Below are 21,947 nucleotides of genomic sequence, written 5' to 3' on the forward strand. Positions count from 1 at the left end.
TAAATAACAGGCCGTCAGTTTTCAGTCGATACAAAAAAGGATCCCAGTGGGATCCTTTTTTATTGAATTCAATTCGTGTTCTTTACGACTTTCGTTACATGCCAATCTTGCAGAGGTAAGTAGCTCATCCGATTTTAACTTGTGTACGTTTTAAGTGAAGCGCATACAAGGTTAGATTGAATAACAAGAAATGGCGTTCAGTGCCTTGCTTGTCGCTTCTTCCAACTTCTTACTACTGAGTAGCGCCATAAACCGCGAATACCAAAGTAGCCAATCATTGCTGAAACCACGCCACAAATCAGACAACCCAATAAGAACGGAGGCCCTATAGTGCTCATTTGCGCCAAGATGAAGTCCCAAGACAATTCGAAATGGAAGGCTTGCGGTGGCACATGCATAACAAACGCCCCGACTTTATAAGCAAAGTAGAAGAGAACAGGCATGGTAACCGGGTTACTGATCCAAACAAGTGCGACAGCTAAAGGCAGGTTAACGCCACATGCGACAGCAAGGCCTGCAGACATAATCATTTGACTTGGTAGAGGGACAAACGCCATGAATAACCCAACAGCAAACGCGCCAGCCGCAGAGCGACGATTAAGGCACCATAAGTTGGGGTTGTACAAAACATTGCCAAAAACTTTCAATGCTTTCTGACGCTTGATTAGATCATGGTCAGGCATAAATCGTTTGATAAACTTTCTTGGCATAGGAGGAAGCTACTCTCTTGTTTAACACTTGGTTCTTGATTTCATTTGCTGCGACAGTTGTGTCTGCCAGCTTCTGGCCTGTGATGCCACATTGGGTTTGGGCACCATTGATGCTGTTGTTACAGCTAGCACCAACAAAGTATAGCGTTTTCCGGAGTGCAAGAGGTCCAGTAACAGCATTGATACTAGTTATCTGCCTAGGGAATGCGATTGAAATACAAACGAGTCGCTTATTCCAATCAGGGCAGAATACTACCATAAATGCGTCGGTTGTTAGCCTTTTTAGTGAAAATAGCCACGGTTTTGAAAGCGTAATAGTAGTCAGATCAATTGGCGGCGAAAAATTAATCTTTCCTCAATTGATAAAATTGCGTTTGTTTACTCCTTTCAAGCTAACGCTTGGAGATGATGTCTATTTATCGGCCTCAATAAAGCCGATATGGGGCAAACTCAACGAAGCCGGCTTTGACCGAGAAAAGTACTTGTTTAGTGCTGGCGTGGTTGCCAATGCAACTTACAGAGCAGATACCAAGTACCGAATTCATTCTAGCACCAACTTACGCGCCCAATGGTTTGAAGCCAGCCTTGAAAGGTTAAGTCTGCTGGCAAATCAAGATCTCATTATCGCTTTGAGTTTTGGATATCGAGACCTTATTCCGCCTCAGCGGTGGGATATGCTTAAAAGCAGTGGCCTGATTCACTTGATGGCTATTTCGGGGCTGCATATTGGGATTGCCTTTGGTATCGGCTATCAGATTGGCAAGATACTAAGGTTACTTTCCCCTTCATTTCTTTGGTTACCTACAATATTCGGGCTCGGCTTGGCGTATTTCTATAGTTGGTTTGCTGGATTCACGCTGCCAACTTTGAGAGCTTTGGTGATGTGCGTTATCGCGAGTTATTTCTTGTGGCGTGGGCAAAATATCAGTTTGCTTCGGTATGTTACTTTAAGTGTGTGCGTGGTTCTGCTGATTTGGCCGTTTTCAGCTTTGTCGAGCAGTTTTTGGTTGTCCTTTGGTGCATTGGGCGCTGTTTTCTATATCGCCTGTAATACTCAGCGCTCAGCTTCAAGCTTTACATTTATCGACTACGCACTCCAACTTATTAAGCTTCAACTGATGCTGACATTCCTTATCGCGCCTTCCTCGATGTTGTTTTTCAAAGGAGTCAGTTTAGTCTCTGTTTTCTACAACTTGTTCCTTTTGCCTTGGGTATCGATGGTGACGATCCCGCTGTTGTTTCTGGCAATGTTTCTAAGCTTAATATCGGAGTCAGTGTCTGGCGTGGTTGGTATAACAGCGCTAGACAATGATTTGGTCAGTCAGCTGTGGAAGTTAGTCGACTTATCGCTTGAGCCTCTCGTATTTAGTCTTCCTTTCTCTGAGCGATTTTGGATCCAAGTCGATAATCAGACGATTGCATTATCAGTATTCCTTATCTTGTTTTTGAGCTTTGTTAGTCGGTATTTCAAGCGAACATTATCGATATTGGTAACTGCAGTGTTTGTGCTGTGGTGGGAGTTCAGCAAACCCCAGCAAGACAAACTAACTATTGATATCTTGGATGTTGGGCATGGGTTGTCTTTGGTCTTGGAAAAGAACAATCAGATTGTTGTTTATGATCTTGGCAATGCGTGGCCAGGAGGCTCGGTTGTTGAGTCTTTGTTGATTCCTACTTTGAATCAGCGGGGGATTTATGAATTAGAAGGCGTGATTGTGAGTCATTTCGATTCTGACCATGCTGGTGGTTATCCGGCATTACTTGAGAACTATACGCCAAAGTGGATAAGAACCAGTCAGAACATTATTCAAGAACGCCAATCTATCACTCAAGCCCCGTCTAATATTCAAACATGTACTATTGGAGAGGTTTGGAACTGGCAAAATGTTGTTTTTGAGGTGTTGTGGCCGCCTAAGCAAGTAAAGAGGGCGTATAACCCACATTCGTGTGTGGTCAAGATCTCAGATCATAGTGCTGATTTCTCAATGTTGCTCACTGGTGATATTGAACTGGTAAGTGAGTGGTTACTTGCTCGTGAAGGAGAACAGCTAAGGAGTGATGTTATGTTGGTTCCGCATCATGGCAGCGATTCGTCATCGATTAAGTCGTTTATTGAGGCGGTGTCTCCTCAGCTGGCGATAGCTTCTCTTGCCAAAGGCAACCAGTGGGGAATGCCGAGTGAGTTTGTTATTGAACGTTATCAGGAAGCGGGGAGTACTTGGCTAGATACTGGAGAAAGCGGACAAATAACCATCACTCTTAGCAAAGAAGGTTGGCAATATCATGCGATTAGAGAACAACAAGGCGGGCAGTGGTATAGGCAGATGCTCCGTAAGGGAGTAGAATAGATAGATTATTGTGAGAAAATTAAGCGATTCTATGTCAACACAAACAGATGAAACTACCTGGGTCACATTTAAAAGACTTTGGACTTATATTCGATTATATAAGGCCGGCCTAGGTGTTGCGGTAATTGCGCTTATTATAAATGCCGTTTCTGATACCTATATGATTTCCTTACTAAAGCCGTTACTTGATGAAGGCTTTGGTAATGCTGAATCTGACTTTTTACGTACACTTCCACTTATTATCTTTGCCATGATGTTCGTTCGTGGCGTCAGTGGCTTTGTTTCAACCTATTGCTTGAGTTGGGTCTCTGGCAATGTGGTGATGGAAATTCGTCGTAAGATTTTCAGCCATTTCATGCACATGCCTGTTTCTTTCTTCGATAAAGAACAGACAGGCGCATTGCTATCTCGAATTACTTACGATTCAGAGCAAGTGTCTGCAGCAACCAGTAAAGCGTTAGTCAGTATTGTCCGTGAAGGTGCAAGTATTATTGGCTTGTTGACGCTGATGTTCTGGAATAGTTGGCAGTTATCTTTGGTGTTATTTGCTGTAGCGCCTTTGGTTGCGTGGGCGATCAGTATCGTATCGAAGCGATTCAGAAAGATCTCTAAGAACATGCAAACTAGCATGGGTCACGTTGCTTCTTCAGCTGAACAAATGCTGAAAGGGCATAAAGTGGTTCTAACTTACGGTGGTCAAGATCTAGAAAAACACCGCTTTGATAAAGTTAGTAACCAAATGCGCCAACAAAGCATGAAGTTAATCACTGCTCAAGCGGCCGCTAACCCGATTATTCAAATGATCGCATCAGTTGCGATTGTTGTTGTTCTATTCCTTGCTAGTGTCGATTCTATTAAAGCCGAGCTTACTCCTGGTACGTTTACCGTTGTCTTCTCTGCAATGTTTGGTCTATTACGTCCGCTAAAGGCGTTAACTAACGTAACGTCTGAATTCCAACGTGGTATGGCTGCGAGTACGACTCTATTTGGCTTGATGGATCTAGATACCGAGCAAAACAAAGGAACGTTGAAACCTGAAACTGTAACGGGTGAAGTTGCAGTAAAAGATGTCACGTTTACTTATGACGGTGCAGAAAAACCAGCACTTGATAAGGTCAGCTTTAATATACCGAAAGGTAAAACGGTTGCGCTTGTTGGGCGATCGGGTTCGGGTAAGAGTACCATTGCCAACCTATTTACTCGTTTTTATGACGTAGACTCTGGTTCAATTGAGCTTGATGGCCACGACATTCGTGATTACGAATTGAGAAATCTGCGTGAGCACTTTGCGCTCGTTTCTCAAAATGTACATCTGTTTAACGATACGGTGGCTAACAACATCGCTTACGCAGCAGAAGAACAGTATTCACGTGAACAGATCGAATACGCGGCTAAGCTTGCTCATGCAAGTGAGTTTATCGATGGTATGGAAAATGGCATTGATACGGTTGTGGGCGAGAATGGCGCGAGTCTATCTGGTGGTCAAAGACAGCGTATTGCGATTGCACGAGCGCTATTGAGAGATGCACCGGTTTTGATTCTTGATGAGGCAACGTCTGCACTGGATACAGAGTCAGAGAGAGCTATTCAATCTGCACTAGAAGAACTGCAGAAAGACAAAACAGTATTAGTTATCGCACACAGACTCTCTACCATCGAGCAAGCTGATGAAATTCTAGTGGTTGATGATGGACATATTGTAGAAAGGGGCGCACATGCTGAGCTAATCGCGCATGATGGTGCTTATGCACAATTACACCGAATTCAGTTCAGCGGATAAATTAGGTCTTGTTGTGATCGAAAAGATTTGGTTTAACAATCACCCGTTGAAATATCTTCTCTGGCCGCTTTTGTGGCCACTGAGTCTGCTGTTCAAAATGATCAGTAGTCGGCGTCGTGACGCTTATCTCTCAGGGAATAAAGAGACCTACCGCCCGCCTTTACCTGTTATTGTTGTGGGCAATATTACTGCTGGTGGAAATGGTAAAACACCGGTTGTGATTTGGTTAGTTGAGATGCTTCAGGCTCACGGCTTTAAACCCGGAGTCGTATCTCGTGGCTACGGTGCAAAAGCACCAAGCTATCCGTTGGTGTTGGATGAAAATACCCCAGCTGAGCATTCGGGTGATGAACCTCGCTTGATTCGTAAGCGAACTGGTGCGCCAGTCGCAGTCGACCCTGTGCGAGCTAACGCAGTGAAAGCATTGCTGAGCAAAGGCGTTGATGTGATTATCACTGACGATGGCCTTCAGCATTACGCGCTTGAACGCGACATTGAATTTGCAGTTATCGACGGCGCAAGACGCTTTGGTAGTGAGAGTTTGATTCCTTTAGGTCCATTACGAGAGCCGGTTTCTCGTTTAGATGAAGTCGACTTTTTGGTAAACAATGGCGGTAAAGCGCACGGTCGAGAGTTCTCGATGTCTTTGCTTCCAAGCCAAGCAGTTAACCTAAAGACTGGTCAGAAAAGGTCTGTGGCAAAATTACACAAGCTGGTGGCTTTTGCCGGTATTGGCCACCCACCGCGCTTTTTTAAAACATTGGAAGATCTTGATGGTGATGTGGTTTTCACACAGGGCTTCTCCGACCATCAAGATTTTGATAAAGATGAACTTCATGCCTTAGCTAATAAAGGTATGAATATGATTATGACAGAAAAAGACGCTGTAAAATGCGAAGAATATGCGCAAGATAACTGGTGGTATCTTCCAGTTTCTGCGCAGTTTGATGAAGATTCGCAACAGCAAATTTTAAAAAGAATAAAAGAGGTTATGGAATACTATGGATCACCGTCTACTTGAGATCGTTGCTTGCCCTGTATGTAAAGGTAAACTAACTTTTGACAAGGATAAGCAAGAGCTTGTTTGTAAAATTGATCGCCTTGCTTACCCAATTAAAGAGGGTATTCCTGTTCTTTTAGAACCTGAAGCTCGCACCGTTTCTATGGATGAGGGTAAGTAATGTCTTATACGGTTGTTATACCTGCAAGATACCAATCGAGCCGTTTACCAGGGAAGCCACTTGCTGACATTGGTGGAAAGCCGATGATTCAATGGGTATACGAACAGTCAATGAAAGCGGGTGCCGATAACGTTATTATCGCTACCGACGACGCTCGAGTTGAAAAAGCGGCTAAAGCATTTGGCGCGACCGTTTGTATGACATCACCGAATCACGAATCGGGCACTGAACGCCTAGCTGAAGTGATTGAAGTTATGAATATTCCTGATGATCATATTATCGTTAATGTTCAAGGTGATGAGCCACTTATCCCACCTTCGATCATTAATCAGGTTGCCAACAATCTTGCTAACAGTACAGCTCCGATGGCAACGTTAGGTGTGGAAATCACTCATGCTGATGAAGTGTTTAACCCTAATGCCGTTAAAGTTGTAACCGATAAAGACGGTTATGCCTTGTATTTTAGCCGAGCAACCATCCCTTGGGATCGCGATGCTTACGCGAACAACGGTACTGCAGCGGAATCTCCTTTGCTTCGTCATATTGGTATCTATGCTTACCGAGCGGGTTTTATCAATACCTACATTAACTGGGAACCAAGCACTCTTGAACGTATTGAGTGCCTAGAGCAATTACGAGTACTTTGGTACGGTGAAAAAATCCACGTAGACGTTGCGGCGGAAGCACCTGCGGCTGGTGTTGATACGCCTGAAGACCTAGAAGCGGTTCGAGCTATTATTGGTTAAGCTTCTTTGAGCGAATTCTTGTTTGCTCTACAAAATGAAAAATCATGAGCCTTGCCTATTGCGAGGTTTTTTTCTATCTATCGAAAAGTGCGCTATCGAAAAGCGCGTGCGTGTCTTATTAACCTAAGCAAACGGATATTGAGATAGTTGCATTGGTTTATGCATCATCAACACGGAATTATCTGAGATTTACCTCGCTCGAGTTCCAATTTTTCTCTATAATATGCCGCCTATAAAGTAGTGGCGAATCGCTAGTACAGAATAAAACTTACGACAAAACGTGGAGTAAAAGATGCCTTCTCAAAGCCCAGTGATTACGGTTGATGGACCAAGTGGTGCAGGTAAAGGTACCCTGTGTATGTTGCTAGCAGATAAGCTAGGCTTTCATCTTCTAGACTCAGGCGCGATCTATCGCGTATTGGCTTTAGCGGCAATTCACCATGGTGTGGATACTGAATCAGAGGATGCTTTAGTACCGCTTGCTACACACTTAGACGTGCAGTTTATTGCTGAAGGCGACTTAGTTAAGGTTATCCTAGAAGGTGAAGATGTGTCTGGTGAACTTCGTAAAGAAGAGACTGGCATGGCGGCTTCAAAAGTTGCTGCTTTACCTCGCGTTCGCGAAGCACTGCTTCGTCGTCAACGCGCATTCAGCGCGGCACCTGGTTTGGTAGCAGATGGCCGTGACATGGGAACGGTTGTGTTTCCTGAAGCTGAAGCGAAAATATTTTTAGATGCAAGTGCTGAAGAGCGTGCGAGTCGCCGCCTTAAACAGTTGCAACAGAAGGGGTTAGATGTTAAATTTGACGACCTTTTGAGCGAGATCCAAGAGCGAGACGACCGAGATCGTAATCGCCCAGTGGCGCCACTTCGCCCTGCAGAGGATGCTCTAGTGCTTGATTCCACCTCAATGAATATTGAGCAGGTAGTAGAAAAAGCACTACACTATATTGAATCGAAACTGGCTGGGTAATTTCGCCGAGCTAGTACGAACGTTGGTCGCAAGGATGATGACCGGCGAATTTATCAACCCCATGCGGTAGGATACCCATGGACGTTTAATTATTGAAGATTAAATAATGACTGAATCTTTTGCTCAACTCTTTGAAGAGTTTCTATCTGAAACTGAATTCCAACAAGGCAGCATCGTTAAAGGTACTGTAGTAGCTATCGAGAACGGTTTCGTTCTTGTAGACGCTGGTCTTAAGTCTGAATCTGCTATCCCTGCTGAACAATTCAAGAACGCTGCTGGCGAACTTGAAGTTGAAGTTGGTGCTGAAGTAGACGTAGCTCTAGACGCTGTTGAAGATGGTTTCGGTGAAACTCAACTTTCTCGTGAGAAAGCTAAGCGTCACGAAGCTTGGATCGTACTTGAGAAAGCTTGCGAAGAAGCTGAAACTGTTGTTGGTATCATCAACGGTAAAGTTAAAGGCGGTTTCACTGTTGAACTTAACGGTATCCGTGCTTTCCTTCCTGGTTCTCTAGTAGACGTACGTCCTATCCGTGACACTGCTCACCTAGAAAACAAAGAGCTAGAGTTCAAAGTAATCAAGCTAGACCAGAAGCGTAACAACGTTGTTGTTTCTCGTCGTGCTGTTATCGAATCTGAAAACAGTGTTGAGCGTGACGAACTTCTTGAAACTCTACAAGAAGGTACTGAAGTTAAAGGTATCGTTAAGAACCTTACTGACTACGGTGCATTCGTTGACCTTGGCGGTGTTGACGGTCTTCTACATATCACAGATATGGCTTGGAAGCGCGTTAAGCACCCATCAGAGATCGTTAACGTTGGTGACGAAATCCTAGTTAAAGTTCTTAAGTTCGATCGTGAGCGCACTCGTGTTTCACTAGGTCTTAAGCAACTAGGCGAAGATCCATGGGTAGCAATCGCTAAGCGTTACCCAGAAGGTCACAAGCTTTCTGGTCGTGTTACAAACCTAACTGACTACGGCTGCTTCGTTGAAATCGAAGAAGGCGTTGAAGGTCTAGTACACGTTTCTGAAATGGATTGGACTAACAAGAACATCCACCCTTCTAAAGTTGTTAATGTTGGCGACGAAGTTGAGGTTATGGTTCTTGATATCGACGAAGAACGTCGTCGTATCTCTCTAGGTCTGAAACAGTGTAAAGCTAACCCATGGCAGTCATTTGCAGAAATGCAAGCTAAGGGCGACAAAGTTACTGGTAAGATCAAGTCTATCACTGACTTTGGTATCTTCATCGGTCTAGAAGGCGGTATCGACGGTCTTGTACACCTATCTGACATTTCTTGGAACGCTGCCGGCGAAGAAGCTGTACGTGAATACAAGAAAGGCGACGAAATCTCTGCTGTTGTTCTAGCAGTAGATGCAGAGCGTGAGCGTATTTCTCTTGGCGTTAAGCAAATGGAAAACGACCCGTTCAACGCATACGTTGCTGACAACAAGAAAGGTGTTCTTGTAAACGGTACTGTTACTGCAGTTGACGCGAAAGGCGCTACTATCGAGCTAATCGAAGGCGTTGAAGGTTACATCCGCGCTTCTGAAGTTTCTCGCGACCGTATCGAAGATGCATCTCTAATCCTAAGCGTTGGCGACAGCGTTGAAGCGAAGTTCACTGGTGTAGACCGTAAGAACCGCGTAATCAACCTATCTATCAAAGCTAAAGATGAAGCTGATGAGCAAGAAGCAATGGCTTCACTGAACAAGTCTGAAGAAGGCGCGTTCGGTAACGCAATGGCAGACGCATTCAAAGCTGCTAAAGGCGAATAATAGCTTCTCATTAAGAGAATTATAGCTATCTAGCCAAGAAAGGAGCCGTAAGGCTCCTTTTTTTTTGCTTATTTTTCCGATAGGTCTATAATTTCTAAAAAGAAAACCAACGAGGGTAACTATGACTAAGTCTGAATTGATTGAGAGACTGTGCGCTGAGCAAACGCATCTTTCTGCAAAAGAAATTGAAGACGCTGTAAAAGACATTTTAGAGCATATGGCTTCAACACTAGAAAGTGGTGATCGAATCGAAATTCGCGGTTTTGGCAGCTTTTCTCTGCATTATCGTGAGCCTCGTGTTGGACGTAACCCAAAGACTGGTGACAAGGTTGAGTTAGAAGGTAAATACGTTCCTCACTTCAAACCAGGTAAAGAGCTGCGTGAACGAGTAAACTCAGGAATGTAGCCTACTTATCGGAATTAAGAAAAGCGGCATACTATAATGTATGCCGCTTTTTTATGACCATAATATGGTGGTCTGATTAGTAATTTTCCTGCATAATCGTACAGCTAACCAACCAATGAGTGATGAACTATGAAAATTATAAAAATAGTCGCCGTTATCGCACTTTTCCTAATTGCACTGGCTTTAGGCTCTCAAAACCAAACAACTGTGAATTTCAACTATCTGCTAGCGCAAGGTGACTTCCACCTATCAAGTTTATTAGGTGTTGTATTCGTTTCAGGCTTCGCCCTTGCTTGGTTAGTCTTTGGTAATATGCACATGCGGTCTCAGCTAAAAATTCATCGCTTGAAGAAGCAACTCAATAAGCAATCAAAGCAGGTCGCTGCTGATACTAAAGCTTAAAGGCTATATTTGATGTTAGAGTTACTGTTCTTACTTTTGCCCATCGCAGCCGCTTATGGCTGGTATATGGGTAATCGTAATGCTCAGCAAGAAAAACAAAAGCAATCACACCAGATCTCCCGTCAATACGTGACGGGTTTGAACCTATTACTGTCAGACCAATCTGACAAAGCGGTTGATCACTTCATTGAGCTGCTTCAAGTAGACAATGAAACCATCGATACTCACTTGGCTTTGGGCAACTTGTTCCGCTCAAGAGGCGAAGTCGACCGCGCTATTCGTATTCACCAAAATCTCATCTCTCGTTCGGGGCTTACCCTCGATCAGAAAAATCTCGCACTGCAACAATTAGCTAAGGACTACATGGTCTCTGGCTTCCTTGATCGCGCTGAAAAAATCTTTGAACAACTTGTAGAAGAACCTGACCATAAAGAGGGCGCTTTACAGCAGTTGGTGGCTATTTATCAGCAGACCCGTGAGTGGAACAAGGCTATCCATTACGGAAATATCTTAGTTAAGCTCGGCAAGAAAAAAATGAAGATGCGTGCCACAGTCGCGCATTTCTGGTGTGAGCTTGCAATGCAAGAACAAGCCGATGGTAATCGTTCTAAAGCGCTTCAGCATTTTAAGAAGGCGCTTTCTGAAGACCCTAAATGTGTTCGCGCAAGTATCGCACTAGGGAAGTTCCACTTAGCGAACGAAGATTACCAAAAGACAATTGATTGTCTTGAATCGGTACTTGAACAAGATATCGATTTTATCAGTGAGGTGTTGCCAACCCTTGCTGAGTGTTACCACAAGCTTGGACAAGAAGCTCAATTGGTCGAGTTCCTCAAAGCGTGTATTCAGAAGAAAGCCGGTGTATCTGCCGAACTGATGCTGGCGCAATTGGTTGCTCACCATGAAGATGTAGGCTCTGCTCAAGAGTTACTGACAAAGCAGCTTGTTAAAAATCCAACCATGAAAGGTTTTTATCGATTAATCGATTACCACCTAGCGGAAGCAGAAGAAGGCCGAGCAAAAGACAGCTTAACCACACTTCAATCTATGGTTGGTGAACAGCTTAAGGTTAAGCCTCATTACCGTTGTCGTCAGTGTGGTTTCTCGACACACTCTTTGTATTGGCACTGCCCTTCATGTAAAGGGTGGGGGACGATCAAGCCTATTCGTGGACTTGATGGTGAATAGATTTGTGGTCACTTTAAGACCAAATTATTAATTGCAGCTTTCGGGCTGCATTTTTATGACTGTTATTTATCACCTGCTTAGGTGATTAGAAATTTTTAGAAAGTTAACTGCGTTAGGAGATGAAATGAACGACCAAAAAATCATTGTAGCCTTGGATTATGATAATCAAGCGGATGCGTTAGCCTTTGTCGATCGAATTGACCCAGCATCTTGCCGCCTAAAAGTGGGCAAAGAGATGTTTACCCTGTTTGGCCCTGAATTTGTTCGTGAATTACATAAGCGTGGTTTCTCAGTATTTTTAGACCTTAAATTTCACGACATCCCGAACACATGTTCAAAAGCAGTCCGTGCTGCCGCTGAACTGGGTGTTTGGATGGTGAACGTACACGCAAGTGGCGGTGAGCGTATGATGACGGCTTCTCGCGAAATCTTAGAACCTTATGGCAAAGATCGTCCACTGTTAATCGGTGTAACGGTACTCACCAGTATGGAGCAATCTGACTTAGCGGGTATCGGTCTGGATCTTGAACCACAACAACAAGTGATGCGCTTGGCTTCTCTAACGAAAAACTCTGGCTTAGACGGTGTTGTATGTTCTGCACAAGAGGCTTCTTTGCTTAAAGGTGCACTTGGTCAAGAGTTCAAGCTAGTTACTCCAGGTATTCGTCCTGTCGGCGCAGATGTGGGTGACCAGAAGCGCATCATGACGCCTTCTAAAGCGATTGAATCAGGTTCAGACTACCTTGTTATTGGTCGTCCGATTACGCAAGCGATAGACCCTGCTGCTGTACTTGCAGAGATCAACGGTACGCTTGCTTAAGTCTATATTTGGATTGAGATATAAATAAAGAAGGCCAGCAAATTGCTGGCCTTAATTTTTTAGTCTGGATTAGTCTAAACTGGACTGAATGTTCTGTGTGGAGCTTAAACCGGAGCGCCACTATGGAATTTGAAGTCGTTGTCATCTGAAGTGATAAGATCAGCTTCTACTTGAGCAAAATGCGCAATACGCTCTGAAATATCTTTCCCTGCGATCTGCTCTGCTAGCTCAAGGTAGTCTTGGTAGTGGCGAGCTTCTGAGCGAAGTAGAGACACGTAAAACTTCTCCATGTCTTCTTCCAAGAAAGGAGCCAATTTAGCGAAGCGCTCACAAGAGCGAGCTTCAATAAACGCACCGATGATAAGCTTATCAACCAGAGCATCAGGCTCGTAAGTCTTAACTTGTTTGATCAAGCCCTTAGCATAACGACCCGCCTCGATTGGCTGGTAAGTCACGCCTTTCTTCTCCATCAACTCCATGACTTGGTAGAAGTGATGCAGCTCTTCTTTGATCAGTAAAACCATCTTATCGATTAGGTCAGCACCGTAATTACAGCCTTCTTTCGCTGTGATTTGCTTGGATACGTTGCTTTTACCACGCAGAGACTCTAAGTCTCCGATACGACGGTAAGCAAATTGCTCGTATGGCAAAATCCATTCATTCAGTTGCTTCGCGCTTTCTTTATCGACGGCGTACTTGCGAATAAGGAATAAAGCACTCTGTGCCGCCTTAAGTTCACACAGCATGTGATCGCGTAGAATGATGTGAAGATTTTCTGGCTTTTTGGCTTCATCTATCCATGAATCTGGCGTTTCGGCTTTAAGAAAAGAGTGGATTGGAGCGAGTAATTCTTGATACATGGTCAGGGAAAGTTTGTTGATAATGCGGGGATTTTATCACAGCTCAAGAGATCTCCCTATACAGAGAAAGGAAATTCAACAGCTACAAAAAAGGCCGCCTATTTAATGTAAATAAGGCGGCCTTTAAGTGTTGAGTTAGACTGTTACCATTTCTTCTTCTGACCGAAGAGGGCATCCATATCGTCTTCTCGTTCTTTAGATTCCATCTGCTGCAAATCTTGAGCGTTTTTGTCTTGGCGTTTCTGGTCAAGCTCGTTAAGCATCTGTTGAAGCTTTTCTTTGGCTTGATTAGAGTACGAGTCGTTCTTAGTCGCCAAAGCATCAATACCTTTGCGTAATAGCTGAATCGCTGTTCCCGGTTGTCCGCGAGAAATCGAATCGTTTGCACGTTTGATAACATTTTCAATGTTAATACGGATTTGAATTGTTTCTAGGCGAGCATTTTCAACCACATAAGCTTGAGTCTCGAAACGGCCTTTATTGTGCTCGTTGCGCACCGTATCACGCAGGCGTTTAACTAACTTAAGCATCATGATCGCTTGCTTGTCACTACTTGGTACGCGGAAAGCGGTACTCTCGCCACCTTTGTAGTTCTCTTTTAGCTGAGTGATTTGTTGTTTTACGCTTTCAATGCGTTGGGCAAGCTGCTTATTTTTTGGATCGAGTTGATACATGTTTTCTAATGCATCAAGAATTCGATTGTTTAAGCATACAAGAAGATCTTGGCTAAACGGCATGTGATGAGCGTTGCCAATCAGTTCTTCTGTACCGTCAATAATGGTTAGATAACGAGAAGCTTCCTGTTTCTTCGCTGTTTCTACCTTAACTTTATATTGAAGCATGATGTTGTAGCCTAAAACTAACACCAAAAGAACGGCTACTAAGACGATTATTAAACCAATATTCATATATTTGAGTCTGCTTATTATTTTCTATAGCTAACTGGAGAGGATACACGATTCCATTGTGTATCGGCACTCGTAAATTGCAATTTCTGATTATCTCTTGTTGAGCGAAATCGGCAATCAAAACTTACCAACTAATGTATGAGAATGAGGGTTGGGTTGCAAAGCGTTAGTGATATTTTTGTTTGTTAAGCTAGAAAAACTCAATTTTTCTGTCATTTTTGTGTTCGAAGCGTTATAACTATTAATTATATTACACGCGACTATAACGCTCTCTTTGCAAATAAGTTAGCACAGAAATGAGTAAAGGATTACGAGGTTAGATATGAAGTTACAGCAACTGAAGTACATTGTTGAGGTTGTAAACCATAACCTAAATGTTTCAGCTACAGCAGAGAGTTTGTACACATCTCAGCCTGGCATTAGTAAGCAAGTTAGATTACTTGAAGACGAACTAGGTATTCAGATTTTTGAGCGTAGCGGCAAGCATCTAACGCAGGTTACCCAAGCGGGTGAGGATATCATTCGTATCTCTCAAGAGATTTTGGCACGCGTTGAAAGTATTAAAGCGGTAGCGGGTGAGCACACTCATCCAGAGATGGGTACATTGAATATTTCAACGACTCATACTCAAGCTCGTTATGCACTGCCTGATGTGATTAAAGGTTTCACGGCGCGTTACCCTAAAGTATCGCTTCACATGCACCAAGGTACGCCAAGCCAAATGTCAGAAGCCGTCGCTAAAGGTACAGCGAATTTTGCGATTGCAACGGAAGCGCTACACCTTTACCAAGATGCGATTATGCTGCCTTGTTACCACTGGAATCGTTCGATCGTCGTGACCAAAGATCATCCCCTGGCACAGAAGCGTAATATCACGATCGAAGATCTTGCGGCTTACTCTCTCGTGACTTATGTATTTGGTTTCACTGGCCGTTCTGAGCTTGATACCGCGTTTAACAAAGTAGGTTTAACACCGCGTGTTGTGTTTACTGCGACCGATGCAGACGTAATCAAAACCTACGTTCGTATGGGCATTGGTGTTGGTGTAATTGCAAGTATGGCTATTGACCACGAGCAAGATACTGATTTGGTTGCGATTGATGCGAGCCATCTATTTGGTGCGAGCACAACCAGCATTGGTTTTAGAAAAGGCACCTTCTTGCGTTCTTACATGTTTGATTTCATGGAGCGTTTTGCACCGCACTTAACTCGCCCTGTGGTTGAGCAAGCTATTTCTTTGAAATCGAACGAAGAGATCGAAGAGATGTTTAAAGATATCGAACTGCCAGTTCGTTAATCTCATCGTGTAAATTTTGATTCTTATTCGGCCTGTATTTACAGGCCGTTTTTCTTTTGGGCTTTTAGTTTTCGTTTTCTTTATCGGGCCTTTCCATTTCGACCTCTTACCCCTACAATCCACGCATCATAGGGGGAAGCATGCATTCACGATTTAAAATACTCGATTCATTTTTGCTAGAGCACCAGATTTACTGGCGTTCAGAGCCTTTTCACCTATGCCAAACTCAACAGCAGCCGTGGAAAGAGGTCAATCGTCCACTCGTTGATTGGTTAGAAAGCTTAGATAATGAAAGCATTCAAACCTTAAAAGAGCAGCCTCAGCTTTTGATTGAGGAACTGACTCGTTTCCTACCTGAATTAGAAACTGCTACCCAAAACATCCAGTTCGATAACACTGCTTTGGTTGGTTTAGACCTCCCACGTGGTACTGCTGATGGTATTCCTGGCCGAAAGCTACATCAAATTGTCGCAATGGGCGAGGCTGCATTATGCCATCACCATGGCAAAGAGTGGCTCGAGTGGTGTTCTGGTAAAGGCTTTCTTGGTCGAATCCTATCTCAGCAATCGGATCAAAAAGTCACTAGCTTTGAATGGCAGCAATCGTTATGCGAAAGCGGACAAAAGATTGCGGATGACCAGAAGTTAGCGATGGATTTTGTTCAAGGAGATGCGTTTTCAGACAAGGCCGATGACGTGTTTAATTCGTACCAACATGCCGTGGCCCTTCATGCTTGTGGTGATCTTCATGTTGAGCTAGTTAAAAAGTCAGTGTCACATGGGCTACCAGCGGTCACTATTTCTCCTTGTTGTTATCATCTTATTCGAGACGAAAACTATCAAGCGATGTCTTCTATCGCGAAAAGCTCTGCATTAACGTTAAGTAAGAGCGACTTGAGAATCCCGCTTCAAGAAACCGTTACTGGTGGTGAAAGAGTAAAAAGACATCGTCAACTAGAGATGAGCTATCGTCTAGGCTTCAGCCAGTTGCTTAAGGCTGAACTTAACATTGACGAATACATTCCTGTACCGAGCATCAAAAAATCAGAGTTAGCTGAGGGTTTTGAATCTTTCTGCCGTTGGGCATCTGAAGTGAAAGAGCTATCGCTGGGCTCAGATATTGATTTTGACTCTTATTTGATTCAAGGCGAAGCGCTTTTCTGGGAAATGGAAAAGCTGAGTTTGGTTCAACAAGTCTTTAGACGACCATTAGAGATATGGCTGGCTTTAGATCGCGCTATCTATCTGCAAGAGCAAGGTTATGAAGCTACGATTGAAGAGTTCTGTGAACGCAGTATTACGCCAAGAAATCTATTGATTCATGGGGTTAAAATCGAGCGCTAGTGGTAAACCGTACTGTTACGTGTTTTTACGAACTAAATCCATTAATGCAAAAAAGCCAGCGCGACATAATGTCGTACTGGCTTTTTGTTTAATGTGTATGAGTTAACTGAACGCTTCAACGAGAAGATTATTGCGTTCAGTTAGTCATTACATCATTAGTTAAACATTGCGATTGCTTCTGCTGGGTCTACGTATTCAAGGTCAAAGCTTTCTGCAACTTCTTTACAAGTTACTTTACCGTGAATAACGTTTAGACCTTCTAGGAAGCCTTCATCAGATAGAAGTGCTTCGCGGTAGCCTTTGTTCGCTAGCTTAACAATGTAAGGAAGTGTTGCATTGTTTAGTGCGTAAGTTGAAGTACGAGCAACAGCGCCAGGCATGTTTGCAACACAGTAGTGAACTACGTCATCAACAATGTAAGTTGGGTCTGCGTGAGTGGTTGCGTGAGAAGTCTCGAAACAACCGCCTTGGTCGATTGCAACATCAACAACTGCTGAACCTGGCTTCATCTTAGCGATGTGCTCTTTTGTAACCAATTTTGGAGCTGCTGCGCCAGGAATTAGTACTGCACCAATTACTAGGTCTGCTTCTAGAACATGCTTCTCAATGGCGTCTTCAGTAGAATAAACCACTTTTGCGCGACCTTGGAATTCTTCATCAAGTCGACGCAGTGTATCTACGTTACGGTCAAGAATTGTAACATCAGCGCGAAGGCCTACAGCCATACGTGCTGCGTTAGCACCTACAACACCGCCACCAACAACAACAACTTTTGCTGGTTCAACACCTGGAACGCCACCAAGAAGAAGACCACAACCACCGTTAGATTTCTCTAATGTTTGTGCACCTGCTTGAATAGACATACGACCAGCTACTTCAGACATTGGTGCTAATAGTGGCAAGCGACCCATATTATCTGTTACAGTCTCATAGGCTACGCAGACAGCTTTGCTCTTGATAAGCTCTTCAGTTTGTGGAAAATCTGGTGCAAGGTGTAAATAGGTAAATAATATTTGCCCTTCGCGAAGCATAGCTCGCTCGACAGCTTGAGGTTCTTTAACCTTTACAATCATCTCTGCTTTCGCGAAAACGTCAGCAGCAGTAGGAAGAATGGATGCGCCTACAGCGATGTAATCATCGTCTGAAAAACCGATACCAGTACCGGCATTGGTTTCTACAAAAACTTGGTGGCCGTGTGAGATTAGTTCTCTCACGCTAGCTGGGGTCATACCAACGCGGTATTCGTGGTTCTTGATTTCCTTAGGTACGCCAATGATCATCCTGACTCCTCATTTTATTTTGGTTGTTTTATCTATGTGTAGGGTAATTCTGTCGAATTAATATCTAGTATAGATAGGTTTAGATAAAATTTGATACTGAATATTAAAAAGTTGTAGTATATTTTTTTGCAAGGAAGTAATAAGGTGGAATAAAAAATGGCAGACAATTATAAGAAGCCGTCCAAGGAACTAGATCGTATTGACCGCAACATTCTTAATGAGTTGCAAAAAGACGGTCGTATCTCAAACGTTGAACTCTCAAAACGAGTAGGACTTTCTCCAACTCCATGTCTTGAACGTGTTCGTCGTTTAGAACGTCAAGGTTACATTACTGGGTACACAGCGTTGCTGAACCCACAGTACCTTGATGCTTCACTTTTAGTGTTTGTTGAAATTACGTTGAACCGTGGTGCGCCAGATGTGTTCGAACAATTCAACACAGCTGTGCAGAAACTGGATGACATCCAAGAGTGTCATTTAGTGTCGGGTGATTTTGACTATCTTCTAAAAACACGTGTATCTGATATGGGTGCTTACCGTAAGCTACTGGGTGATACGTTACTTCGTCTACCGGGCGTAAACGACACTCGAACTTACGTAGTAATGGAAGAAGTGAAACAAACCAATCAACTTGTGATTAAAACTCGTTAGTCACAATTGGTGAAATGAAAGAAAGCGGACATTTGTTCCGCTTTCTTGCTTTCTGGAATTGGGTTTTTCTGTTTGATATGGTTAAATCAACAGTAGTTTCATTGAAACGAGCGGCTTTGGCCGCTCGAGATGTTTTTATCCCGTTTAATTATTAAGTTGGTTTATGTTCAAGCAGAGCAGTAATAAAGTAGAAACAATCATTAAAACGAGTGAAGAGCCTCAGTCTCCTCGTTTGAGTGGTTCTCAACGTCTCAAAGAGTGCAGTCTGATTCTCGGTGTTCTCTTCTCTATTCTACTTGCCGTTGCGTTATTAACTTTTAGTCCTGCAGACCCATCATGGTCGCAAACGGCGTGGGGTGGTGACATTCAAAATGCGGGTGGCTACCTAGGTGCTTGGTTGGCGGATACGCTTTTCTTCGTATTTGGCTCTTTGGCTTACCCTCTGCCTATCTTAGTGACGGTTGCTGCGTGGGTTTTATTCCGCAAACGTAATGAAGACGAGCAGATCGACTTCATGCTGTGGGGCACTCGCTTACTTGGCCTGACTATCCTAATTCTTACGAGTTGTGGTTTAGCGGATATCAACTTTGACGACATCTGGTACTTTTCATCCGGTGGCGTGGTAGGTGACGTTTTAACAAGCCTTGCACTTCCAACGTTGAATGTTCTTGGTAGTACGCTGGTTCTTCTTTTCTTATGGGGTGCTGGTTTCACTCTATTAACCGGTATCTCTTGGCTAAGCATTGTGGAATGGTTGGGTGAATGTGCCATCAAATTTTTCACGTCTACTGTTAATAAGGCTCGTGGCCAAGACCAAGAGCTGCTTGAGCCTCAATTAAGAGAATCAGCAGACCGCGATTTAATCGAAGAACGTCATCAGCAGTATCAAGCGCCAACTTACCGCGATGTTCCTGCTATAGAAGGCAACAAAGAATCAACAGAGCATGATCCGCTAGATCCTGCGATGAGTTTTTCTGCGACCAATGAGTCGGCAGACGTGGCGACAAATGCGCGAGACAATGCTGCATCGCCGAAGCGTCATTACAATATTCATATGCCTGTCGATGCTCCTGCGAAACAAGAAGCTCCTGTTCATGAAGAACCTCAGGTTCAGCCTCAAGCGGTAATTGAGTCAGAGCAAACGATCCCTGCAGCAGCTGTTTACCAAGCGCCAGAAGAACCGCTAGAAGAAGGTATTGAGCGCTCTAAACAGTTGAATGCAACGATAGAGCAGCTAGAAAATGCGGCCATGTATGAAGATGACCTAGCAGAACAAGATCAGGTTGACGCGCATGATTCTCAGGTTGCTTACCAACAATACATGCAGAACGAACAACCAGAAGTTGGCCCTGCTCATGCTGATCTTAGAAGTGCTGAACCAGAATTAGATAGCTCACCACAAGTAAATGGCGAATTTGGTTCTGAAGATGTTCAACCTGAATCTTTATACGCTTCACCTATGGGCGAGCCAGAAGCAACCGTGGAAGACGATTTCTCTGCACAACCTTCACCGTTTGATGTTACGGAAGAGCAAAGCTACCAACAGGGCTCAGAGCTTGAATCAGAACAGCCAACAGCACAAAACCTAGAGCCAACTGTTGATCTTCCTTGGGAAGAAGTAACGGAAGAAGAACCTGCGCATCAAGATCAAGATGTCGCCGCATTCCAAAGCATTGTTTCTGAAGCCCAAGCGAATATGGCAGCGGCGCAGAATCCGTTCTTGGTTCAACAAGATGTTAATTTACCTAAGCCTGCTGAGCCATTACCCACGCTTGAATTGTTATTCCACCCTGAAAAGCGTGAAACCTTTATTGACCGTGATGCGCTAGAGGCAATTGCTCGTCTTGTTGAATCTAAGCTAGCGGACTACAAGATCAAAGCAGACGTTGTCGACATTTTCCCAGGTCCAGTAATCACTCGATTCGAACTTGATCTGGCTCCAGGTGTGAAAGTAAGCCGTATTTCTGGTCTTTCTATGGACTTAGCGCGTTCACTCTCTGCATTGGCAGTACGTGTCGTAGAAGTGATTCCGGGTAAGCCTTATGTTGGCTTAGAACTGCCTAACATGAGCCGCCAAACGGTATTCTTCTCAGATGTGGTTGCTAGCCCTCAGTTCCAAGAAGCAAAATCGCCAACAACAGTGGTCCTAGGACAAGATATCGCAGGTGAAGCCGTTATTGCTGACCTATCGAAAATGCCTCACGTTCTGGTTGCGGGTACAACCGGTTCTGGTAAGTCGGTAGGTGTGAACGTAATGATTCTGAGTATGCTTTACAAAGCATCACCGGAAGATGTTCGATTCATCATGATCGACCCGAAAATGCTTGAGCTATCGGTTTATGAGGGTATTCCTCATCTATTGTCTGAAGTGGTAACCGACATGAAAGATGCGTCGAACGCCCTTCGTTGGTGTGTTGGCGAGATGGAACGACGTTATAAGCTGATGTCAGCATTAGGCGTTCGTAACATTAAAGGTTACAACGATAAGCTTAAGATGGCAGCGGAAGCGGGTCACCCAATTCACGATCCACTGTGGAAGCCGGGCGACAGCATGGACCCAGAAGCGCCATTGCTTGAGAAGCTGCCTTACATTGTGGTTATCGTTGATGAATTTGCCGACCTAATCATGGTGGTTGGTAAGAAGGTTGAAGAACTGATTGCACGTTTGGCACAAAAAGCACGTGCGGCGGGTGTTCACTTGATCCTAGCGACGCAACGTCCATCAGTGGATGTTATTACTGGTCTTATCAAAGCGAACATTCCAACCCGTGTTGCCTTTACGGTATCAACCAAAACGGATTCACGAACTATCCTTGATCAAGGTGGTGCGGAATCACTATTGGGTATGGGTGATATGCTTTACTTGCCTCCTGGTTCTAGCCATACAACTCGTGTTCACGGTGCCTTTGCATCTGATGACGATGTACACGCAGTCGTGAATAACTGGAAAGCGCGTGGTAAGCCAAACTATATTGATGAAATCACCAACGGCGAACAAACTCCAGAAACCTTGCTTCCGGGTGAGAAGATGGAAGGTGATGAAGAGGTCGATCCTCTGTTTGATCAGGTGGTAGAACACGTTGTTCATTCACGTCGTGGCTCAGTTTCAGGTGTACAGCGTCGATTCAAGATTGGCTACAACCGTGCTGCACGTATTGTCGAGCAACTTGAAGCTCAAGGTATCGTAAGTGCTCCAGGTCATAACGGTAACCGAGAAGTCTTAGCACCAGCGCCACCAAAAGATTAGTTCCGGTAGGAACTCATAACTATTCAGTCG

Annotated in this window: 19 protein-coding genes; 15 read left to right on the plus strand and 4 right to left on the minus strand. The window is 44.0% G+C overall.

Translation table 11 applies throughout. From position 1 onward, the window contains the following. Window positions 1-197 precede the first annotated feature (197 nt). On the minus strand, window positions 198-710 hold the full coding sequence (locus AB4351_RS15560) for a DUF2062 domain-containing protein (RefSeq protein WP_017060232.1): 513 nt from the start codon (window positions 708-710) through the stop codon (window positions 198-200). Between the two features lie 17 nt (window positions 711-727). Between AB4351_RS15560 and AB4351_RS15565 the strand changes: the two genes are divergently transcribed. From AB4351_RS15565 to pyrF, 11 genes are all read left to right on the plus strand, one after another. Further along, window positions 728-3,058: a DNA internalization-related competence protein ComEC/Rec2 gene (locus AB4351_RS15565; RefSeq protein WP_372126490.1), complete on the plus strand. Its 2,331-nt coding sequence runs from the start codon at window positions 728-730 to the stop codon at window positions 3,056-3,058. 31 nt (window positions 3,059-3,089) lie between these two features. Next, window positions 3,090-4,838 (plus strand): lipid A ABC transporter ATP-binding protein/permease MsbA, encoded by a 1,749-nt coding sequence (gene msbA / locus AB4351_RS15570; RefSeq protein WP_102321278.1) that lies wholly within the window; start codon window positions 3,090-3,092, stop codon window positions 4,836-4,838. Window positions 4,839-4,851: 13 nt separating this feature from the next. Continuing rightward, window positions 4,852-5,859, plus strand: a complete 1,008-nt coding sequence (gene lpxK, locus AB4351_RS15575) for a tetraacyldisaccharide 4'-kinase (protein WP_372126503.1) — start codon at window positions 4,852-4,854, stop codon at window positions 5,857-5,859. Continuing rightward, a complete protein-coding gene (locus AB4351_RS15580) occupies window positions 5,840-6,019 on the plus strand; it encodes a Trm112 family protein (RefSeq protein WP_004736429.1) in 180 nt (59 codons plus the stop codon). The genes lpxK and AB4351_RS15580 overlap by 20 nt, the downstream gene beginning before the upstream one ends. After that, window positions 6,019-6,765 carry a 3-deoxy-manno-octulosonate cytidylyltransferase gene (gene kdsB / locus AB4351_RS15585; protein ID WP_017060236.1) on the plus strand — a complete coding sequence of 249 codons (747 nt, stop codon included), beginning with the start codon at window positions 6,019-6,021 and terminating at the stop codon, window positions 6,763-6,765. The genes AB4351_RS15580 and kdsB overlap by 1 nt, the downstream gene beginning before the upstream one ends. A gap of 292 nt (window positions 6,766-7,057) precedes the next feature. Continuing rightward, on the plus strand, window positions 7,058-7,738 hold the full coding sequence (gene cmk / locus AB4351_RS15590; protein ID WP_017060237.1) for a (d)CMP kinase: 681 nt from the start codon (window positions 7,058-7,060) through the stop codon (window positions 7,736-7,738). Between the two features lie 106 nt (window positions 7,739-7,844). Further along, complete coding sequence (rpsA, locus tag AB4351_RS15595) at window positions 7,845-9,515, plus strand: 30S ribosomal protein S1 (protein ID WP_010439921.1); 1,671 nt, start codon at window positions 7,845-7,847, stop codon at window positions 9,513-9,515. A 121-nt stretch (window positions 9,516-9,636) separates the two neighbouring features. After that, a complete protein-coding gene (gene ihfB / locus AB4351_RS15600; RefSeq protein ID WP_017060238.1) occupies window positions 9,637-9,921 on the plus strand; it encodes an integration host factor subunit beta in 285 nt (94 codons plus the stop codon). Window positions 9,922-10,050: 129 nt separating this feature from the next. Next, the gene (locus AB4351_RS15605) at window positions 10,051-10,323 is read left to right on the plus strand and encodes a LapA family protein (RefSeq protein ID WP_017066774.1); all 273 of its coding nucleotides are present in this window, start codon (window positions 10,051-10,053) and stop codon (window positions 10,321-10,323) included. 12 nt (window positions 10,324-10,335) lie between these two features. Next, window positions 10,336-11,511: a lipopolysaccharide assembly protein LapB gene (gene lapB / locus AB4351_RS15610; RefSeq protein ID WP_017060240.1), complete on the plus strand. Its 1,176-nt coding sequence runs from the start codon at window positions 10,336-10,338 to the stop codon at window positions 11,509-11,511. Between the two features lie 124 nt (window positions 11,512-11,635). Next, window positions 11,636-12,331, plus strand: a complete 696-nt coding sequence (gene pyrF, locus AB4351_RS15615) for an orotidine-5'-phosphate decarboxylase (RefSeq protein WP_017078954.1) — start codon at window positions 11,636-11,638, stop codon at window positions 12,329-12,331. Between the two features lie 104 nt (window positions 12,332-12,435). Here pyrF and miaE read toward each other — a convergent pair whose 3' ends face one another. Together miaE and AB4351_RS15625 are read right to left on the minus strand one after the other, a co-directional pair. Then, window positions 12,436-13,191 carry a tRNA isopentenyl-2-thiomethyl-A-37 hydroxylase MiaE gene (gene miaE, locus AB4351_RS15620; protein WP_050644556.1) on the minus strand — a complete coding sequence of 252 codons (756 nt, stop codon included), beginning with the start codon at window positions 13,189-13,191 and terminating at the stop codon, window positions 12,436-12,438. 143 nt (window positions 13,192-13,334) lie between these two features. Then, complete coding sequence (locus tag AB4351_RS15625) at window positions 13,335-14,099, minus strand: hypothetical protein (protein ID WP_017060243.1); 765 nt, start codon at window positions 14,097-14,099, stop codon at window positions 13,335-13,337. Window positions 14,100-14,421: 322 nt separating this feature from the next. Between AB4351_RS15625 and cysB the strand changes: the two genes are divergently transcribed. Further along, window positions 14,422-15,396 carry an HTH-type transcriptional regulator CysB gene (cysB, locus tag AB4351_RS15630; protein WP_017060244.1) on the plus strand — a complete coding sequence of 325 codons (975 nt, stop codon included), beginning with the start codon at window positions 14,422-14,424 and terminating at the stop codon, window positions 15,394-15,396. A 140-nt stretch (window positions 15,397-15,536) separates the two neighbouring features. Further along, window positions 15,537-16,739 carry a methyltransferase gene (locus AB4351_RS15635; RefSeq protein ID WP_102393838.1) on the plus strand — a complete coding sequence of 401 codons (1,203 nt, stop codon included), beginning with the start codon at window positions 15,537-15,539 and terminating at the stop codon, window positions 16,737-16,739. Window positions 16,740-16,894: 155 nt separating this feature from the next. Here AB4351_RS15635 and ald read toward each other — a convergent pair whose 3' ends face one another. Continuing rightward, on the minus strand, window positions 16,895-18,019 hold the full coding sequence (ald, locus tag AB4351_RS15640) for an alanine dehydrogenase (RefSeq protein ID WP_017060246.1): 1,125 nt from the start codon (window positions 18,017-18,019) through the stop codon (window positions 16,895-16,897). Window positions 18,020-18,175: 156 nt separating this feature from the next. Here ald and lrp point away from each other — a divergent pair, with 156 nt between their 5' ends. Both lrp and AB4351_RS15650 read left to right on the plus strand, forming a co-directional pair. Continuing rightward, window positions 18,176-18,670, plus strand: coding sequence for a leucine-responsive transcriptional regulator Lrp (gene lrp / locus AB4351_RS15645; protein ID WP_004734558.1), 495 nt, complete (start codon window positions 18,176-18,178; stop codon window positions 18,668-18,670). Window positions 18,671-18,833: 163 nt separating this feature from the next. After that, complete coding sequence (locus tag AB4351_RS15650) at window positions 18,834-21,917, plus strand: DNA translocase FtsK 4TM domain-containing protein (RefSeq protein WP_372126492.1); 3,084 nt, start codon at window positions 18,834-18,836, stop codon at window positions 21,915-21,917. The last annotated feature ends 30 nt before the right edge of the window (window positions 21,918-21,947 follow it).

The sequence above is a fragment of the Vibrio sp. 10N.261.51.F11 genome (assembly GCF_041471665.1).
GTDB classification, from domain to species: Bacteria; Pseudomonadota; Gammaproteobacteria; order Enterobacterales; family Vibrionaceae; genus Vibrio; species Vibrio crassostreae_C.

Coding starts and splice junctions, on each gene's coding strand:
- AB4351_RS15560 (WP_017060232.1), bottom strand. CDS start 710: ATGCCAAGAAAGTTTATCAAACGATTTATGCCTGACCATGATCTAATC.
- msbA (WP_102321278.1), top strand. CDS start 3,090: ATGTCAACACAAACAGATGAAACTACCTGGGTCACATTTAAAAGACTT.
- AB4351_RS15580 (WP_004736429.1), top strand. CDS start 5,840: ATGGATCACCGTCTACTTGAGATCGTTGCTTGCCCTGTATGTAAAGGT.
- kdsB (WP_017060236.1), top strand. CDS start 6,019: ATGTCTTATACGGTTGTTATACCTGCAAGATACCAATCGAGCCGTTTA.
- cmk (WP_017060237.1), top strand. CDS start 7,058: ATGCCTTCTCAAAGCCCAGTGATTACGGTTGATGGACCAAGTGGTGCA.
- rpsA (WP_010439921.1), top strand. CDS start 7,845: ATGACTGAATCTTTTGCTCAACTCTTTGAAGAGTTTCTATCTGAAACT.
- ihfB (WP_017060238.1), top strand. CDS start 9,637: ATGACTAAGTCTGAATTGATTGAGAGACTGTGCGCTGAGCAAACGCAT.
- AB4351_RS15605 (WP_017066774.1), top strand. CDS start 10,051: ATGAAAATTATAAAAATAGTCGCCGTTATCGCACTTTTCCTAATTGCA.
- lapB (WP_017060240.1), top strand. CDS start 10,336: ATGTTAGAGTTACTGTTCTTACTTTTGCCCATCGCAGCCGCTTATGGC.
- pyrF (WP_017078954.1), top strand. CDS start 11,636: ATGAACGACCAAAAAATCATTGTAGCCTTGGATTATGATAATCAAGCG.
- miaE (WP_050644556.1), bottom strand. CDS start 13,191: ATGTATCAAGAATTACTCGCTCCAATCCACTCTTTTCTTAAAGCCGAA.
- AB4351_RS15625 (WP_017060243.1), bottom strand. CDS start 14,099: ATGAATATTGGTTTAATAATCGTCTTAGTAGCCGTTCTTTTGGTGTTA.
- cysB (WP_017060244.1), top strand. CDS start 14,422: ATGAAGTTACAGCAACTGAAGTACATTGTTGAGGTTGTAAACCATAAC.
- AB4351_RS15635 (WP_102393838.1), top strand. CDS start 15,537: ATGCATTCACGATTTAAAATACTCGATTCATTTTTGCTAGAGCACCAG.
- ald (WP_017060246.1), bottom strand. CDS start 18,019: ATGATCATTGGCGTACCTAAGGAAATCAAGAACCACGAATACCGCGTT.
- lrp (WP_004734558.1), top strand. CDS start 18,176: ATGGCAGACAATTATAAGAAGCCGTCCAAGGAACTAGATCGTATTGAC.
- AB4351_RS15650 (WP_372126492.1), top strand. CDS start 18,834: ATGTTCAAGCAGAGCAGTAATAAAGTAGAAACAATCATTAAAACGAGT.